18 protein-coding genes and 1 riboswitch are annotated in these 18,012 nt (G+C 67.5%); of the genes, 15 read left to right on the top strand and 3 right to left on the bottom strand.

Annotation, left to right across the window (positions count from 1 at the left end; translation table 11 throughout):
• The 14 genes from OK17_RS17045 to ppc all read left to right on the top strand — a co-directional run.
• Positions 1 to 230 (top strand): RibD family protein (locus OK17_RS17045; RefSeq protein ID WP_461418146.1); only part of this gene is annotated, 230 nt, incomplete at its 5' end.
• Between the two features lie 94 nt (positions 231 to 324).
• Positions 325 to 481, top strand: a riboswitch (FMN riboswitch).
• A gap of 44 nt (positions 482 to 525) precedes the next feature.
• A complete protein-coding gene (locus OK17_RS17040; RefSeq protein WP_461418145.1) occupies positions 526 to 1,161 on the top strand; it encodes a riboflavin synthase in 636 nt (211 codons plus the stop codon).
• A gap of 38 nt (positions 1,162 to 1,199) precedes the next feature.
• Positions 1,200 to 2,513, top strand: a complete 1,314-nt coding sequence (locus OK17_RS17035; protein WP_461418144.1) for a bifunctional 3,4-dihydroxy-2-butanone-4-phosphate synthase/GTP cyclohydrolase II — start codon at positions 1,200 to 1,202, stop codon at positions 2,511 to 2,513.
• Positions 2,510 to 3,022 carry a 6,7-dimethyl-8-ribityllumazine synthase gene (gene ribH / locus OK17_RS17030; RefSeq protein WP_006866312.1) on the top strand — a complete coding sequence of 171 codons (513 nt, stop codon included), beginning with the start codon at positions 2,510 to 2,512 and terminating at the stop codon, positions 3,020 to 3,022. The genes OK17_RS17035 and ribH overlap by 4 nt, the downstream gene beginning before the upstream one ends.
• Positions 3,019 to 3,483 carry a PH domain-containing protein gene (locus OK17_RS17025; protein ID WP_232719336.1) on the top strand — a complete coding sequence of 155 codons (465 nt, stop codon included), beginning with the start codon at positions 3,019 to 3,021 and terminating at the stop codon, positions 3,481 to 3,483. Before ribH ends, OK17_RS17025 begins: the two co-directional genes overlap by 4 nt.
• A 10-nt stretch (positions 3,484 to 3,493) precedes the next feature.
• Positions 3,494 to 5,584, top strand: coding sequence for an excinuclease ABC subunit UvrC (uvrC, locus tag OK17_RS17020; RefSeq protein ID WP_461418143.1), 2,091 nt, complete (start codon positions 3,494 to 3,496; stop codon positions 5,582 to 5,584).
• On the top strand, positions 5,577 to 6,527 hold the full coding sequence (gene rapZ, locus OK17_RS17015) for an RNase adapter RapZ (protein WP_232719334.1): 951 nt from the start codon (positions 5,577 to 5,579) through the stop codon (positions 6,525 to 6,527). The genes uvrC and rapZ overlap by 8 nt, the downstream gene beginning before the upstream one ends.
• The gene (locus OK17_RS17010) at positions 6,524 to 7,543 is read left to right on the top strand and encodes a gluconeogenesis factor YvcK family protein (protein WP_006866308.1); all 1,020 of its coding nucleotides are present in this window, start codon (positions 6,524 to 6,526) and stop codon (positions 7,541 to 7,543) included. The genes rapZ and OK17_RS17010 overlap by 4 nt, the downstream gene beginning before the upstream one ends.
• A 70-nt stretch (positions 7,544 to 7,613) precedes the next feature.
• Positions 7,614 to 8,591, top strand: coding sequence for a DNA-binding protein WhiA (gene whiA, locus OK17_RS17005; RefSeq protein ID WP_174310871.1), 978 nt, complete (start codon positions 7,614 to 7,616; stop codon positions 8,589 to 8,591).
• Between the two features lie 179 nt (positions 8,592 to 8,770).
• A complete protein-coding gene (gap, locus tag OK17_RS17000) occupies positions 8,771 to 9,790 on the top strand; it encodes a type I glyceraldehyde-3-phosphate dehydrogenase (protein ID WP_006866307.1) in 1,020 nt (339 codons plus the stop codon).
• A gap of 37 nt (positions 9,791 to 9,827) precedes the next feature.
• Positions 9,828 to 11,039 carry a phosphoglycerate kinase gene (locus OK17_RS16995; RefSeq protein WP_232719333.1) on the top strand — a complete coding sequence of 404 codons (1,212 nt, stop codon included), beginning with the start codon at positions 9,828 to 9,830 and terminating at the stop codon, positions 11,037 to 11,039.
• Positions 11,040 to 11,042: 3 nt separating this feature from the next.
• Positions 11,043 to 11,831: a triose-phosphate isomerase gene (gene tpiA, locus OK17_RS16990; protein WP_232719332.1), complete on the top strand. Its 789-nt coding sequence runs from the start codon at positions 11,043 to 11,045 to the stop codon at positions 11,829 to 11,831.
• 110 nt (positions 11,832 to 11,941) lie between these two features.
• Complete coding sequence (secG, locus tag OK17_RS16985; RefSeq protein ID WP_006357231.1) at positions 11,942 to 12,175, top strand: preprotein translocase subunit SecG; 234 nt, start codon at positions 11,942 to 11,944, stop codon at positions 12,173 to 12,175.
• Between the two features lie 98 nt (positions 12,176 to 12,273).
• On the top strand, positions 12,274 to 15,114 hold the full coding sequence (gene ppc, locus OK17_RS16980) for a phosphoenolpyruvate carboxylase (RefSeq protein WP_232719331.1): 2,841 nt from the start codon (positions 12,274 to 12,276) through the stop codon (positions 15,112 to 15,114).
• Here ppc and OK17_RS16975 read toward each other — a convergent pair.
• From OK17_RS16975 to OK17_RS16965, 3 genes are all read right to left on the bottom strand, one after another.
• Entirely contained in the window at positions 15,111 to 15,830 is a 720-nt protein-coding gene (locus OK17_RS16975) for an NAD(P)H-dependent oxidoreductase (RefSeq protein WP_461418142.1), read from the bottom strand. The genes ppc and OK17_RS16975 overlap by 4 nt on opposite strands.
• Positions 15,831 to 15,865: 35 nt before the next feature.
• Entirely contained in the window at positions 15,866 to 16,192 is a 327-nt protein-coding gene (ppnP, locus tag OK17_RS16970) for a pyrimidine/purine nucleoside phosphorylase (RefSeq protein WP_232719329.1), read from the bottom strand.
• Between the two features lie 107 nt (positions 16,193 to 16,299).
• A complete protein-coding gene (locus OK17_RS16965; protein WP_308196042.1) occupies positions 16,300 to 17,454 on the bottom strand; it encodes a substrate-binding domain-containing protein in 1,155 nt (384 codons plus the stop codon).
• 45 nt (positions 17,455 to 17,499) lie between these two features.
• On the opposite strand from OK17_RS16965, the gene OK17_RS16960 reads away from it, so the two are divergent.
• Positions 17,500 to 17,874: a MarR family winged helix-turn-helix transcriptional regulator gene (locus tag OK17_RS16960; RefSeq protein ID WP_232719328.1), complete on the top strand. Its 375-nt coding sequence runs from the start codon at positions 17,500 to 17,502 to the stop codon at positions 17,872 to 17,874.
• Positions 17,875 to 18,012 lie beyond the last annotated feature (138 nt).

Here is an 18,012-nt window from a genome sequence, read left to right as displayed (position 1 = left end):
TGGAGGGCGGCCCGCACATCCTCGGCGCCTTCTTCGCCGCCGACCTCGTCGACGAGGTGCACGCCTACGTTGCGCCGATGGTCCTGGGCGCGGGACGCAGTTCCGTCGAGATCCCGGGAGTCACCACTCTGGGCGACGCCAGACGGTACGAGACCCGAGAGGTCACGACGCTCGGGAATGACGTGTTGGTCACACTCGCCCGCGCTGTGCGACCATCGGCGCAGGTCTGAGCAGGGCGAGATGCGCGACACGCCAGGGCCGGACTGTTTCGCTCAGCGAAATTCCAATGCGACTCCGTTCGTGCATCGTGCTAGCGTCGATATCACCAGTTCTCGGGGCGGGGTGAGATTCCCCACCGGCGGTGATGAGGGTGCTATGGATATGCACCTTCCAGCCCGCGAGCGCCTGTCGGAAGACAGGGACAGCAGATTCGGTGAGATTCCGAAGCCGACGGTCATAGTCCGGATGCGAGAGAACAGGCGACACAGTGCCGCCCTGTCTGCTCCGAGCGAGCAGGAGGAGTGCGTGTTCACCGGAATCGTGGAGGAACTCGGCGTCATCGCCGACCGCGAGGATCTCTCTGATGCAGCCCGCTTCACCGTGCGGGGACCCATCGTCACCGCCGATGCCGGCCACGGCGACTCCATCGCGGTCAACGGCGTGTGCCTGACCGTCGTCGACCTCCGACCGGGCGAGTTCACCGTCGACGTGATGGGCGAGACGCTTCGTCGTAGCTCCCTGTCCGACCTCGCCGCGGGCAGCACCGTCAACCTCGAACGCGCCATGCCCGCCAACGGGCGTTTCGGCGGCCACATCGTGCAAGGCCACGTCGACGGAACCGGTCGCGTCCTGTCCGTGAGCCCCTCGGAGAACTGGACCGTCGTGCGGATCGGCGTGCCGGAGAAGCTCACCCGCTACCTCGTGGAGAAGGGCTCGATCACCGTCGACGGTGTGTCGCTGACCGTCTCGTCCGTCGGCGGATCGGGCGACGACTCGTGGTTCGAGATCTCCCTGATCCCCACCACCCTCAACGAGACCAACCTCGGTGCCACCAAGCCCGACACCGTGGTCAACCTCGAGGTCGACGTGATCGCCAAGTACGTCGAACGTCTGCACCTCGGAAATACCCAAGCTGTCCCTGCGCTTGAAGAGACGAAATGAGCACAGCGGCCGAAATGAGCACAACGAGTGAGGTTCTGATGAGCGAATCGCCGCGTGATGGTGAAGACGCGACCACCGAAGAACGAGTCCAGCTCGACTCGATCGAACGGGCCATCGCCGACATCGCCGCCGGCAAGGCGGTCGTCGTGGTCGACGACGAGGACCGGGAGAACGAGGGCGACCTGATCTTCGCGGCCGAGAAGGCCACCCCGGAGCTCGTCGCCTTCATGGTCCGCTACACCTCGGGCTACCTGTGCGTACCGCTCGACGGCGACGCCTGCGACCGTCTCGGTCTGCCCCCGATGTACTCGATGAACCAGGACAAGCACGGCACCGCCTACACCGTGACCGTCGACGCCCGTGAGGGCATCGGCACCGGTATCAGCGCCTCGGACCGTGCCACCACCATGCGTCTGCTCGCCGACCCGGAGGCCACCGCCGGCGACTTCACCCGTCCCGGCCACGTGGTCCCGCTACGCGCCAAGGAGGGCGGCGTGCTGCGTCGTCCCGGCCACACCGAGGCCGCCGTCGACCTGGCCCGCCTCGCCGACCTCGCCCCGGCCGGTGTCATCTGCGAGATCGTCAGCCAGAAGGACGTGGGCTCGATGGCCCGCTCCGACGAGCTGCGCGTCTTCGCCGACGAGCACGACCTCGCCATGATCTCGATCGCCGACCTCATCGCATGGCGTCGTCGTCACGAGAAGCACGTCGTGCGCGTCGCCGATGCCCGGATCCCCACCCGTCACGGAGACTTCCGCGCCGTCGGCTACTCCAGCGTCTACGACGACGTCGAGCACGTCGCCCTGGTCAAGGGCGACATCTCCAGCGACGACGGACACGACGTCCTCGTCCGCGTGCACTCGGAGTGCCTGACCGGCGACGTCTTCGGTTCGTTGCGCTGCGACTGCGGTCCGCAGCTCGACGCCGCGATGGAGATGGTGGCCGAGGAAGGCCGCGGCATCATCCTGTACATGCGTGGCCACGAGGGCCGCGGCATCGGCCTGCTGCACAAGCTGCAGGCCTACCAGCTGCAGGACGCCGGCGCCGACACCGTCGACGCCAACCTGGAACTCGGTCTGCCCGCCGATTCCCGCGACTACGGTCTCGGCGCCCAGATCCTCGTCGATCTCGGTGTGTCGTCGATGCGTCTGCTGACCAACAACCCGGCCAAGCGCGTCGGCCTCGACGGCTACGGCCTGCAGATCGTCGACCGTGTGCCGATGCCGGTGCGCGCCAACGCCGAGAACCTGCGCTACCTTCGCACCAAGCGCGACCGGATGGGACACGACCTCGTGGGCCTCGACGACCTTGCGCACACCGGTGACGACGCATCTGAAGGAGCCCCTGCATGAGCGGCCACGGAGAACCGACCCTCGAACTCGCCGACGCCGGCAAACTCCGGCTCGCGATCGTGTCGTCGCAGTGGCACGAGAAGATCTGCGGCGCACTGCTCGACGGCGCGGTCCGCGCGGCCAACGAGAACGGTGTCACCGAGCCGACCATCGTGCAGGTGGCGGGCGCGATCGAGTTGCCGGTCATCGTGCAGGCGCTGGCCCGCACCCACGACGCCGTCGTCGCGCTCGGCGTCGTGATCAAGGGCGAAACACCGCATTTCGAGTACGTGTGCGACGCGGTGACCGCGGGTCTGACCCGCGTCTCGCTCGACGAGTCGACCCCGGTCGGCAACGGCGTGCTGACCACGCTCACCGAGGAGCAGGCCATCGCCCGCGCAGGCCTGCCCGGTTCGACCGAGGACAAGGGCGCCCAGGCGACCGTCGCCGCACTGGCGTCGGCACTGACCCTGCGTGCACTGGCACGCGGTGAGGCCCTGCCGAATGCGGTCGGAGGAGCATCGGCGTGACCTCCCCGCGATGGGACCTGGTCTATCGGCCGCGTAAGTTGCCCCGCTGGGCGATCATCGCGGCCGTGATCGTGATGGCCATCCACATCATCTTCGGGCTGCTGCTGACGGTCGAGGACGTCGGGGTCCGCAACCTCGGCGGCTCCGACCAGGTCGCGATCATCCTGATCGGCGTCCTCATCTCCGGCGCCATCCTCCTGTTGACCCGTCCGCGGCTGCGCGTCGGGGCCGAGGGCGTCGAGGTGCGCAACCTCGTACCGGTCCGGCTGTTCGGCTGGGACCAGGTGCTCGGACTGACCTACCCCGAGAAGGGGTACGGCGCCTGGCTGCTGTTCCCGTCCGACGAACACATCACCGTGCTGGCCGTGCAGGCGAACGACGGCCCGCGGGCCGTCGAGGCGATGGCCCGGTTCCGCGAGCTCGAAGAGCGCTATCGCGGGACCGTCCGACCCGCCAACTAGCCTGGAACACGTGGCCGACCCGACTACCTACCGTCCTGCTCACGGAACCATCCCGACCGATCCCGGGGTGTACAAGTTCCGTGACGAGCACGGTCGTGTCATCTACGTGGGCAAGGCCAAGAACCTCCGGTCGCGCCTGACCTCGTACTTCGCCGACATCGCCTCGCTGCACCCGCGCACCCGCCAGATGGTGACGACGGCCGCGTCGGTCGAGTGGACCGTCGTGGGCACCGAGGTCGAGGCGCTCCAGCTCGAATACAACTGGATCAAGGAGTTCGATCCGCGGTTCAACGTCCGCTACCGCGACGACAAGAGCTATCCGATGCTCGCCGTGACCCTGAACGAGGAGTACCCGCGGCTGTTCGTCTACCGCGGCCCCCGCCGCCGCGGCGTGCGTTACTTCGGTCCGTACGCGCATGCGTGGGCGATCCGCGAGACCGTCGACCTGCTGACGCGGGTGTTCCCGGCGCGCACCTGCTCGGCGGGCGTGTTCAAACGGCACCGCCAGATCGACCGCCCGTGCCTGCTCGGCTACATCGACAAGTGCTCCGCCCCCTGCATCGGCCGCGTCGACGCCGAGGAGCACCGTGAGATCGTCGAGGACTTCTGCGACTTCCTGGCCGGCCGCACCGACCTGCTGATCCGCAAGCTCGAACGCGACATGACCGCAGCGGCCGAGGATCTCGACTTCGAACGGGCGGCCCGTCTACGCGACGACATCGGCGCCCTCCGGCGCGCCATGGAGAAGCAGGCCGTGGTCCTCGGTGACGGCACCACCGCCGACGTCGTCGCGATCGCCGGCGACGAACTCGAGGTGTCGGTCCAGGTCTTCCATGTGCGCGACGGACGCGTCCGCGGTCAGCGCGGCTGGGTCGTCGAACGCAGCGACAACGGCACCGACGGTGACGTGATCGGCGAGTTCATCACCCAGTTCTACGGTGCGCAGGTCGATTTCGACGCCACCGTCGACGTCGGTCAGAACCGCGCACACGGCGAGTCCGTTCCGCGTGAGGTCCTGGTCCCCGAATTGCCCGCCAACGCAGCAGAACTCGAGGAGTGGCTGTGCGGGCTGCGGGGGAGCAGGGTCAAACTGCGCGTACCGCAGCGGGGCGACAAGAAGGCGCTGTTCGAGACCGTCGCCCGCAACGCGGGTGAAGCACTCACCCAGCACAAACTCCGACGCGCCGGTGATCTCACGACCCGCTCGGCCGCCCTCACCGAGCTGCAGGAGAACCTGATGCTCGACCAGGCGCCGCTGCGCATCGAGTGCGTCGACATCTCGCACGTGCAGGGCACCGACGTCGTCGCCTCTCTCGTCGTCTTCGAGGACGGCCTGCCGCGCAAGTCCGACTACCGGCACTACGCGATCCGTCATGCCGCCGGCGACGGCCATTCCGACGACGTCGCGTCGATCGCCGAGGTCACCCGCCGTCGCTTCCTCCGGCACCGTGCCGACCGCGACGCGCCGCCACCCGAGTCGGGCGAGGTCGACGCCGTGCCCGAGACCCCGGCGCAGCCACGGAAATTCGCGTACCCGCCCAACCTGTTCGTCGTCGACGGTGGCGCACCGCAGGTGCATGCGGCCGCGGCAGTCCTCGACGAACTCGGCGTCACCGACGTCGCGGTCATCGGACTCGCCAAACGCCTCGAGGAGGTGTGGGTGCCCGGCGAGGACGACCCGATGATCCTGCCGCGCAGCAGCCAGGCACTGTTCCTGCTGCAACGTGTGCGCGACGAGGCACACCGGTTCGCCATCACCTTCCACCGCAGCAAGCGCAGCAAGCGGATGACCGCCTCGGCGCTCGACGGCATCCCGGGTCTCGGGAAGACACGACGCACCGCGCTGGTGACCCACTTCGGGTCGGTTGCGCGTCTGCGTGAGGCATCCTTGGAGGAGATCGCCCAGGTTCCGGGGATCGGACTGACCACCGCCCGTGCGGTGCAGAGCGCGCTCGGCGGTGACACCGTCGTCGAGACGGTGCCCGAGTCCGAGGTGGTGGAATCCGAGGTGGTGCCGGTGGAGACGGTGGTGTCCGACGCGGTGAACGAGGCAGAGATGACGGTGGTGACCGGTGACGCGGGACGAGGTGTCGATGAGTGAGCAGGCCGAGGCCGAACACGACGAGCAGCTGACCGGTGGGGTCCGGAACGGCGAGGTGCCGGACGGACTCACCGTCCTGTTCGTCACCGGCATGTCAGGTGCGGGCCGCTCCACGGCGGCCAACGTTCTCGAAGACGACGGCTGGTACGTCGCGGACAACGTTCCGCCGTCGCTGATCTCGACGATGGTCGGGATGGTGCGGGAGAGCGACCCGACGATCACCCGGCTCGCGATGGTGTTGCGCGCCTCCCACCCCAACCTCGCCCACGAACTCGAACAGTTGCGGGACAGCCTCGAGGAGTCCGGGATTCGTACCCGGCTGCTGTACCTCGACGCGAGCGAGGAGGCGCTGGTCCGTCGCTTCGAACAGGTGCGTCGCCGACACCCCCTGCAGGGCAAGGAAACCCTCATCGAGGGCATCGCCCGGGAGCGCGCGATCCTGGCGCCCATCAAGAACGTCGCCGACCTCGTCGTGGAAACCTCGGCGCTCACCGCGGCCAAGCTCCGCTCCGTGGTGGAGGGCGTGTCCCCGGGCGACGCCGAACCGCGGCTGAGCATCGCGGTGCAGTCCTTCGGCTTCAAGTACGGACTGCCCATCGACTCCGATCTCGTCGCCGACGTGCGGTTCCTGCCCAACCCCCACTGGATCGACGAACTGCGCGACCACAACGGGCAGGAGGCGCCGGTCCGCGACTATGTCCTCGGCCAGCCCGACGCCGGTGACTTCCTCGACCTCTACACCGGCCTGGTGTCCATCGTCGGTCGCGGCTACCTACGAGAAGGCAAGCGCTACATGACGATCAGCGTCGGCTGCACCGGTGGCAAACACCGCAGCGTCGCCATCTCCGAGGAACTCGCCCGACGGCTCCGCAAGACCGTCGACGACTCCGGTGTGGCCTCCTACGATGTGCGCGTGATGCACCGCGATCTGGGGCGCGAATGACCCAGAAGATCGTCGCCCTCGGTGGCGGCCACGGCCTGTACGCGACGCTGACCGCGATGCGCTACCTCAGCACCGACATCACCGCGGTGGTGACGGTCGCCGACGACGGCGGATCGTCGGGCCGGCTGCGTGCCGAACTCGGGCTCATCCCGCCGGGAGACCTCCGAATGGCGTTGGCCGCGTTGATGTCTGCGCCCAAGGCGCTCGAGGACTTCCAGACCGCGGGCGATCCCGACACCCGTCGGCGCCACGAACTGTGGGCCGAGGTCCTGCAGCACCGCTTCGGCGGTCGCGGGGCCCTCGCCGGACACCCCATCGGCAATCTGATGCTCGCCGGCCTCACCGAGGTCCTCGGCGACACGGTGGCCGCGCTGCAGGAGCTCCGGTCGATGTTCGGGATCGTCGGGCAGGTGCTGCCCATGTCGACCGTCCCGCTCGACATCGAGGCCGACGTGTCGGGACTCGAGGCGGATCCCCGCATCAGCCGGGAGATCCGCGGACAGGTCGCGGTGGCCACGACGCCCGGCAAGGTACGCCGCGTGCGATTGATCCCCGAGGATCCGCCCGCCTGCGAGAGTGCCGTCGAGGCAATCGAATCCGCCGATCTCGTGATGCTCGGTCCCGGCTCCTGGTTCTCCAGCGTGATCCCGCACGTGCTGGTGCCCGAACAGCTCAAGGCCTTACAGCGCACCGCCGCCCGCAAGGTGCTGGTGGTCAATCTCGCACCCGAACCGGGGGAGACCCCGGGGTTCTCGGTGGAGCGGCATCTGCACGTCCTGCACGCGCACGCCGATACCTTCCGTGTCGACAACGTCCTGGTCGACGCGTCGTCGGTACCGGCCGGACGGGAACGCGAGCATCTAGTGCGTGCGGCAGGGCTCTTCGGCGCCGAGCTGAACGTCGGCGATGTCGCCGTACCCGGTCGCCGGGTCCATGACCCGGCGAAAGTCGCCGCCGTGGTGAACGAACTGTGCGAAGGTGAATCGAACCGTTACGCTGACCGGGCGGACGCCTGACACAGGCGATGATTCGGCGTTTTCTTCAGGGACGTGTGGGCTGTTGACAGGAGGACAGGGACCGGTGGCGATGACGGCGGCGGTGAAAGACGAGCTGAGTCGCCTGACGGTGACCCAGGTGAGTTGCCGGAGAGCCGAGGTGTCGGCCCTGCTGCGATTCGCCGGCGGCTTGCACATCGTGGCCGGCCGCGTCGTGGTCGAGGCCGAGGTCGACATGGGCAATGTCGCGCGGCGCCTACGACGCGAGATCCACGACCTGTTCGGCTACGGCTCCGACGTCCACGTCCTGCGCGGCGGCGGACTGCGTAAGTCGGCCCGCTACATCGTGCGCATCACCAAGGACGGCGAGGGCCTCGCCCGGCAGACCGGCCTGCTCGACCTGCGCGGTCGTCCGGTGCGCGGACTCCCCGCCCAGGTCGTCGGCGGAAGTGTTGCCGACGCCGAAGCCGCCTGGCGCGGTGCGTTTCTCGCCCACGGATCGCTGACCGAACCCGGACGTTCGTCGGCCCTGGAGGTCAGCTGTCCCGGCCCGGAGGCCGCCCTCGCGCTCGTCGGAGCGGCCCGTCGCCTCGGCGTGACCGCCAAGGCCCGCGAGGTCCGCGGCGCCGACCGCGTCGTCATCCGCGACGGCGAGGCCATCGGCGCCCTGCTCACCCGGATGGGCGCCCACGACACCCGCCTGGTGTGGGAGGAACGCCGCATGCGCCGCGAGGTGCGCGCGACCGCGAACCGCCTCGCCAACTTCGATGACGCCAACCTGCGACGCTCGGCTCGTGCGGCAGTCGCCGCGGCGGCCCGCGTCGAACGCGCCCTGGAGATCCTCGGTGACGAGGTCCCCGACCATCTCGTCGCGGCCGGGCAGCTGCGCATCACCCATCGGCAGGCCTCCCTGGAGGAGCTCGGCCAGCTCGCCGACCCGCCGATGACCAAGGACGCCGTCGCCGGACGCATCCGTCGTCTGCTGTCGATGGCCGACAAGAAAGCTCGCCAGGACGGCATCCCGGACACCGAGTCGGCGGTCACCTCAGAGCTGCTCGACGAGGCCTGATCGCTGCGAGGAAGCCAACAGGCGGACCTGCGGTGTGCCGGACGGAACCCGGCCTACTAGGCTGAAGTCGACGTGTGCGGACCGGGGTCGCCCCTGTGTGCCATCGGTGACCGCTCACGGCGCGGCCAGCAGGGCTTGACCCACAGGCCTGACCATGAATACCGCTAAGGAGCACAACTGTGACTGTTCGGGTAGGCGTCAACGGATTCGGCCGGATCGGCCGCAACTTCTTCCGTGCCGTCGAAGCGCAAAAGGCTTTGGGCACCACTGACATCGAGATCGTCGCGGTCAACGACCTCACCGACAACGCGACTCTCGCGCACCTGCTGAAGTTCGACTCGATCCTCGGCCGTCTGCCCGAAGAGGTCAGCCTCGAAGGCGACGACACCATCGTGGTGGGCGACAAGAAGATCAAGGCGCTCGAGGTCAAGGAAGGCCCCGCCTCGATCCCGTGGGGCGATCTGGGTGTCGACGTCGTCGTCGAGTCGACCGGCATCTTCACCGCACGCGCCAAGGCCCAGGGTCACCTGGACGCCGGCGCCAAGAAGGTCATCATCTCGGCCCCCGCGTCGGATGAGGACATCACCATCGTCATGGGCGTCAACGACGACAAGTACGACGGCAGCCAGAACATCATCTCGAACGCCTCGTGCACCACGAACTGCCTCGGCCCGCTGGCCAAGGTCCTCAACGACGAGTTCGGCATCGTCAAGGGCCTCATGACCACGATCCACGCCTACACCCAGGATCAGAACCTGCAGGACGGCCCGCACAAGGACCTGCGTCGCGCCCGCGCCGCCGCCCTGAACATCGTGCCGACCTCGACCGGTGCCGCCAAGGCCATCGGCCTGGTCCTCCCGGAGCTGAAGGGCAAGCTCGACGGCTACGCCCTGCGTGTGCCGATCCCCACCGGCTCGGTCACCGACCTCACCGCGCAGCTGGCCAAGCAGGCCACCGCCGAGGAGATCAACGCCGCGCTCAAGGCCGCTGCCGAGGGTCCGCTCAAGGGCATCCTCAAGTACTACGACGCCCCGATCGTCTCCTCCGACATCGTCACCGACCCGCACAGCTCGCTGTTCGACGCCGGCCTGACCAAGGTCATCGACGATCAGGCCAAGGTCGTGTCCTGGTACGACAACGAGTGGGGCTACTCGAACCGCCTCGTCGACCTCATCGGACTCGTCAGCAAGTCTCTCTAGTCCACTCGTCGTACAACGAAAGAGGAGTCAACGCCTCATGGGTGTTCCCACTCTGAAGAACCTTCTGGAAGAGGGTGTTTCGGGTCGCGGAGTGCTGGTCCGTTCGGATTTCAACGTCCCGCTCGACGGGTCGACGATCACCGATCCGGGCCGCATCCTCGCCTCCCTGCCCACCCTCAACGCGCTCATCGACGCCGGTGCCAAGGTGATCATCACCGCGCACCTGGGTCGGCCGAAGGGCGAGCCGGATCCGAAGTTCTCGCTCGCGCCCGTCGCGGCGCGTCTCGGCGAGGAGCTCGGCCGCAACGTGCAGCTCGCCGGTGACGTCGTCGGCACCGACGCGCTCGCCCGCGCCGAGGGTCTCACCGACGGTGACGTCCTGCTCCTGGAGAACATCCGCTTCGATCCGCGGGAGACCTCCAAGGACGACGCCGAGCGCGAGAAGCTCGCCAAGGCGCTCGTCGAACTCGTCGGCGACGACGGCGCGTTCGTGTCGGACGGCTTCGGAGTGGTCCACCGCAAGCAGGCATCGGTCTACGACGTCGCCAAGCTCCTCCCGCACTACGCGGGAGAGCTGGTGGCGGCCGAGGTCGATGTCCTGTCGAAGCTCACCGAGGAGGTGACCCGCCCGTACGCGGTCGTCCTCGGTGGTTCGAAGGTCTCCGACAAGCTCGGGGTCATCGAGGCGTTGGCTCCCAAGGTCGACACGCTCGTCATCGGCGGCGGCATGGCCTTCACCTTCCTGGCCGCACAGGGCCATTCGGTGGGCACCTCGCTGCTGCAGGAAGACCAGATCGAGGTCTGCAAGAGCCTGCTCGAGCGCTTCGGCGACGTCATCCACCTGCCGGTCGACGTCGTGGTGGCCGACAAGTTCGCCGCCGACGCGGAGGCGAAGACCGTCGCCGCCGACGCCATTCCGGACGGCTGGATGGGCCTCGACATCGGACCGGAGTCGGTGAAACGATTCGCCGCGGTCCTCTCGGGCGCCAAGACGATCTTCTGGAACGGTCCATCAGGCGTCTTCGAGTTCGAGAAGTTCTCGGCCGGCACCCGCGGTGTCGCCGAGGCCATCGCCGGGGCGACCGGCAACGGTGCGTTCACCGTGGTCGGTGGCGGCGACTCGGCCGCCGCGGTGCGGACCCTGGGCCTGCCCGACTCGGACTTCTCGCACATCTCCACCGGAGGTGGCGCATCGCTGGAGTACCTCGAGGGCAAGGAACTCCCCGGACTGAACGTGCTGGAGAGCTGAGCCATGGCAACTCGTAAACCGCTCATCGCGGGCAACTGGAAGATGAACCTGAACCACCTCGAGGCCATCGCGCTGGTTCAGAAGATCGCCTTCGCCCTGCCGGCGAAGTACTTCGACAAGGTCGACGTGACGGTCATCCCGCCGTTCACCGACATCCGCAGCGTGCAAACCGTCGTCGACGGGGACAAGCTCCTGCTCACCTACGGTGCGCAGGACCTGTCGCAGCACGACTCGGGCGCCTACACTGGCGAGATCAGCGGTGCCTTCCTCGCGAAGCTCGGCTGCACCTTCGTCGTCGTCGGGCACTCGGAGCGTCGCACCCTGCACGGCGAGACCGACGAGATCGTGCTGGCCAAGACTAAGGCCGCGCTGCGGCACGAGCTCACCCCGATCGTCTGCATCGGCGAGGGTCTCGAGATCCGCGAGGCCGGCGAGCACGTCGCGTACAACGTGACGCAGCTCAAGGGTTCGCTGGCGGGCCTCTCGGCCGATGAGATCGCCAAGACCGTCATCGCCTACGAGCCGGTCTGGGCCATCGGCACCGGTCGCGTGGCCAGTGCCGCCGACGCCCAGGAGGTCTGCAAGGCGATCCGCGAGACCCTCGCGGAGATCGCCGACGCGGAGACCGCGGCTTCGGTCCGCATCCTCTACGGCGGTTCGGTCAATGCCAAGAACGTCGGCGACATCGTCGGCCAGACCGACGTCGACGGAGCTCTCGTCGGCGGCGCGTCGCTGAAGTCCGACGAGTTCGCGACGCTGTCGGCGATCGCCGCGGGTGGCCCCTTGCCCTGACGGGTCACACCCACGCGTACACTGTGGCAGGTTGGTGTCGATTTGCGTCGGCACCACCTGCCACAGCTGTTTCTCCAGGTGTTTACGGAAGGGCGTTTCGACTCGTGACTGTGCAAGGTGCACTCGACATCGGATTGATCGTGACCAGCGTGCTGCTGATCGTGCTCGTCCTGCTGCACCGCGGCAAGGGTGGCGGTCTGTCGTCCCTGTTCGGCGGCGGTGTCCAGTCCAGCCTGTCGGGTTCGAGCGTCGTCGAACGCAACCTCGACCGGCTGACCATCTTCGTCGGCCTCATCTGGGTGATCTTCATCGTCGGCGTGGGCGTCGACATCAAACTTTCCTGAGCTGATTTCTGCTCTCGACCTCGGGCGACGCGTCAAACGCGTCGCCCGTCGCTTTCCCCGGGATGCCGGATACCCCTGATCTCGGGATACTTGAGGGCATGAGTGAAACCGCCCCCGCACAGGGAGCCCCGGCATCGCGTCCGTCCATCTCGATCGTCGACCACATCGTCGTCGACGACGAGGGGCGTGCACTCACCGAACCGTTACGCGAGGACATCCGTCTGCTCGGCGGCATCCTCGGCGAGGTCGTCGCCGAGCATTCCGGCACCGAGGTCTTCGATCTCGTCGAATCTGCTCGGGTGGCAGCATTCGGCGTGCGTCGCAACGAGATCGATCGCAGCGAACTCGCGGACATGTTCGTCGATCTCGACGTGGCGACCGCGGTGCCCGTCATCCGCGCCTTCAGTCATTTCGCGCTGCTGGCCAACCTGGCCGAGGACATCCACCGCGAACGTCGCCGTGCCATCCATGTGCGGGCCGGTGACCCGCCGCAGAAGTCCAGCCTCGCCGCGACCTACCGTCAGCTCGCCGACGCCGGACTCGGCGACGAGGAGGTCGGCAAGGCGCTCGCCGACGCCAACGTCGTTCCGGTCATCACCGCCCACCCGACCGAGACGCGTCGTCGCACGGTGTTCGAGGCGCAGAACCGCATCACCGAGCTGATGCGCTTCCGGGGCCGCACCGAACTGACCCCCGACGAGGATGCGGAGGTCACCGAGGCGATCCGACGCCAGATCCTCACGCTGTGGCAGACCGCGCTCATCCGCCTCGAACGGCTCACCATCCAGGACGAGATCCGTTCCGGTCTGCGCTATTACGATGCCTCGTTCTTCGACGTGGTGCCGGCGATCAACACCTCGGTGCGTGCCGCACTGCGGTCGGCGTACCCGGAGGCGGGTCTCGCCGACGAGCCGATGATCCGCATGGGGTCCTGGATCGGCGGCGACCGGGACGGCAACCCGTTCGTGACCGCCGAGGTCGTCACCCTGGCCACCACGCTGGCCGCCGCGACCGCGGTCGGGCACCATCTCGCCGAACTCGAGAACCTCGCGCAGGAACTGAGCATGTCGGCGCGACTGATCACCGGCACCGAGCCGCTGCTGGAACTCGCCGGTGCCGATGCCGACGACCCGGGCGTCGACGAACCGTTTCGGCTCGCGTTGCGGCACATCCGATCCCGTCTCGCGGCGACGGCGCGGGGGATGTTCGATGACGATTTCCTCTCCTCGAGCGACCTCTTCCTCGTCGACGGCAAGCCACCCTATGACGACGCATCGGAACTGCTCGCCGACCTGGACGTCATCGACGCCGCGCTGCGGGTCAACAACGACGCCACCATCGCCGACGATCGCCTCCTGTCACTTCGGGAGTCGGTGCGTACGTTCGGTTTCCATCTGTCCGGTCTCGACATGCGGCAGAACTCCGACATGCACGAGGAGGTCGTCGCCGAACTCCTGGCCTGGGCGGGCGTCCACGCCGACTACGCCTCGCTGGGGGAGGACGAGCGGGTCGAGATCCTGTCCGCCGAGCTGCAGCGGCGCCGGCCCCTCACCAGTCCCGACGCGGAGCTGAGCGAGCTGGCGACCAAGGAACTCGGGATCGTGCGGGCGGCGGCGAAGGCGGTCGCGACGTTCGGTCCGGAAGCAGTGCCCAACTACATCATCAGCATGTGCACCTCGGTGAGTGACATGCTCGAGGCCCTGATCCTGCTGAAGGAGGCCGGTCTCTACGATCCCGGTGCCGCGGGGGAGAACACGCCGCGATCGACTGTGCGGGTCGTGCCGCTGTTCGAGACGATCGAGGATCTGCAGCAGGGCGCCACCACGCTGCTCGCCGTTCTCGACGTGCCGTTCTACCGGGCGCTCGTGGAGTCCCAGAACGGCATGCAGGAGATCATGCTCGGCTACTCCGACTCCAACAAGGACGGCGGCTACATGGCCGCCAACTGGGCGCTGTACCGCGCCGAACTCGACCTTGTGGAGGCGGCGACGAAGTCGGGAATCCGGTTGCGGCTCTTTCACGGTCGCGGTGGCACCGTCGGCCGCGGCGGCGGACCCAGCTACGACGCCATCCTCGCGCAACCGCCGGGCGCGGTGCAGGGATCGCTGCGCATCACCGAACAGGGCGAGATCATCGCCGCCAAGTACGCCGAACCGGTGACCGCGCGCCGCAACCTGGAGACGCTGCTGGCCGCGACCATCGAGTCGTCGCTGCTCGACGTCGAGGGTCTCGGCGACGAATCGGAGTCGGCCTACGAGATCATGGACGACATCGCCGCCAAGGCGCGCGCGGCGTACAGCCGCCTCGTGCACGAGACACCGGGATTCGTCGAGTACTTCACCACGTCGACCCCGCTGTCGGAGATCGGCGCTCTCAACATCGGCAGCCGCCCGGCGTCGCGCAAGCAGACCGAGAAGATCTCGGATCTCCGCGCGATCCCGTGGGTGCTGTCGTGGACGCAGTCACGAGTGATGTTGCCGGGCTGGTACGGCACCGGATCCGCGTTCGAGGAGTGGGTCGGCGACGATCCCAGCCGTCTCGAGGCATTGCAGCGCTACTACGAGAAGTGGCCGTTCTTCCGCACCGTCATGTCGAACATGGCGCAGGTGCTGGCGAAGTCCGACATGGGTCTCGCCGAACGCTACGCACAGCTGGTTCCCGACGAGGAACTACGCGACAAGGTGTTCGGCATGATCGTCGACGAACACGAGCGCACGATCGCCATGTGCGCCAAGATCACCGGCACCGACGACCTACTGCACGACAACGCGGCCCTGAAACGCTCTGTCTACAACCGCTTCCCGTACCTCGAGCCGCTCAACCTCCTCCAGGTGGAGCTGCTGCGCCGGTTCCGTGCGGGGGAGGACACCCCGCTGGTGCGTCGCGGTATCCAGCTGACGATGAACGGTCTCGCGACGGCGCTGCGCAACTCGGGCTAGACCGCAGTGCTGCGCTGCTGGTGCGCAGCATTGCCTTCGACGCCCGGGGAGATGTGCTCGTGCAGACGGATCGAGTGGTCGTAGAACTCGTCCGCCATCGGCAGGTATGAGATCGGGTCTTCCTCGGTGGCGTGTTCGAGACGTTCCGTCAGCGCGCGCTCCACGGCGCAGACCGTCGACCGGTCCACGTCGTCGGCTTCGGTGACGAGGTGCGGTCGCAGTGGCAGCATGCCGGTGTACCAGAGGGTTCCGTGCAGTATCGGCCACAGCACATCGTCGATGTGGCCGCTGATCCCACGGGGCCCGAGGCTCGCGCGCCGGTCACCGGCGGTGACGACCACGAGCGCCCGTTTCCCGGTGAGTCCGCCCCGGCCGTATTTGAGGAAGCGTCCGGTCTCGGGGTCGGGGACGTCGTAGGCGAAACCGCTCTCGAAGACCCGGTCGAACCAGCCCTTGAGGATGGCAGGCATTCCGTACCACCACAGAGGGAACTGCAGGATCACCAGATCGGCATCGGCGAGTTTCCGCTGCTCGGCGCGGACATCGGCCGATCTGTCGTCGGCGACGAGGAGCGGGTCCCATCTCATCCGGTAGAGGTCGGATTCGTCGACGCGCCAGCCTGCTTCGCGTAGCGCCGCGACACCGACGTTCCGCAGGTGGCTGCTCAGGGAGGACTGATCGGGGTGGGCGAGCACCCACAGTGCATTGCCGCGCATGTGGCGTGCAACACTGCGTAGCCCGGGATGATTCCTCAGCCGTAGTGGCAGACGTAGCTGACGGCGTCCGTGACCTCGATGTCGAACGAGGAGTCGCCGGGCACCGAGAACGAGGAGCCCGCGCCGTAGGAGGTCCAGTCATCGCTGCCTGCGAGACGAACTCGGCAGGATCCGGTGTGCAGTTCCATGATCTCGGGTGCGCCGGTGCCGAAGTTCAGGGCCGCGGGAAGGATGACGCCGGCTGACTTACGGGTGCCGTCAGCGAGATGGAACGTGTGGCTCACGCACTTGCCGTCGAAGTAGACGTTGGCGGCCGGGTCGAGGGTCACGTTCGCGTAGGTCGAGGTCTCGGTCACGAGCACTGAGCCTAGCGAGCCGGCCACCGGATGATCGCGGGAGGTCCGTGGTCAGGAGCGCCAGACCCGGTCGTAGAACCTCGGTCCGCGAGGCGTCCGGGTCCATGGCGAGCTCAGTTCACACGTGCGATGACATCGAGTCCGACGCCGTCGGCCGCCGCGAGGTGAACTCGGTGCCGGGCACTTCCGTCTCGTAGATCCACCGGTCCGTGCGGTGAGTCCCAGCCCCATGACTCGAGTACCCGTCGCGCGTCATCGACACTCGGCATGCCGTCGCGGGCCATCCCGGCGAGCACTTTCAGCCCGGAGTAGGTGGTTTCGGCCATCGTTCCCGGCGGTGGTGCGGCGCCGACTCCGATGGGACCGGTCCCATGGATCAGGTCGAAAGCGCGTGCGAATCCGGTGGTGAAATCCGTTGCCGACGCCGAGTCCAGACCGGCGAACCATCCCGCGGAGATGTACAGATCGCCGGTGGCCTCGGCGCCACTGGCGAGGACCACGGTTTCATCGGTGAACGGACTGAATCGGGTGATGCAGGCGTCGAGCTGATGCCGCGCGAACGCGCGGTTGAAGCGGACGGCGTCGGAGCCGACGAGAAGCGAGAGAACGCCGTCCGGTTCGGCTCGGGCCACGGCAGCACATGTCGCATCCCACTGTGAGTCGTCCTCGGTACCGAGCGGCAGATAGCATTCGGCAACAACGCCGACATCGCTGCCCTCCAACCCTTTCCGTGTTGCTGCCGCCGTGCCTCGCGGCCAGATGTAGTCGTTGCCGACGATGTACCAGCGCTGCAGAGCGCGCTCTCGCCGAAACCACTGCAAGGAGGCGAGGATCTGGTCGATCGGGACCTCACCGCTGCACACCACGCCATCACTGTTCTCGCCGCCCTCGTATGCGGCGGCGTACACGTAGGGAATCGAGCCACGCACCACACGGGCGATGGCCTGTCGGGTGTTCGACAGGTGCCATCCGGATATCGCGTCGATGGCGCCGTCGTGCAGGAGCAACGCCACGTCCCGTGCAACCTGCGCCGGTGGCCGCCCAGCGTCGAGATGAACGAATTCGACTGCACGTCCACCGATTCCGCCCGTCGCCTCGATCTCAGTTGCCGCCAGTTCGGCGGCGGCCAGACATTGCGGCCCGAAGATCCCGGCCGGGCCCGTTCGAGGGAGGACGAGTGCAACTCGGCAAGAAGCGTCGGTCCGAGTTCGTCGGTCACCGGCCCCGCGAACAAGCGGCGACGAGTTGGTATGTTGCAGATTGTGCACGCCGCCGGAGTCGGGCGCGGGCGACAACGCGAAAGGGGACCAGTCATGACCGAAGTCCTCGCCGCCCTCTCTCTCTTGCGTCAGGCTGCGTTCGTTTCCACCCGTCTCGACGCAGCGCTTCGCGAACACGGACTGACGGCTGACCGGTGGCGAGCCCTGGCCGCCGTCGAGGCCAACCCCGGGTCGTCGATGGCCGACCTCATCGATGCCCTGGTGATCCCGCCGACCTCGGCGACTCGTGCGATCGACTCCCTGGTCGAAAGTGGAGCCGTTTACCGGAGCCCGGCGCCCGATGACCGTCGTCGGGTGACTCTTCAGATCTCTGCTCAAGGTGCCCTGCTCCTACGGGAGGTCGAACCGATCATCTCCCGGGTGTACGAGGAGTCGGCTGTGTCGTCGGTTCGCGAGTCGCAAGGATGAAACCCGCTCTTTTGTCACTCTGACACCGCTCGACCCCGCACGAGGTTTCTGCCGTGTAACGCCTTTCGTGAATGGTACGAGGTCTGTTGCACCGGCGTTAACAGTTCCCGAATGCCGATATCCACCGCCGTTCTGGCA

It is taken from the genome of Gordonia sp. GN26 (assembly GCF_054823965.1).
The sequence above is the reverse complement of the archived record's forward strand: the minus strand, read 5'-3'. Positions and strand labels throughout refer to the sequence as shown.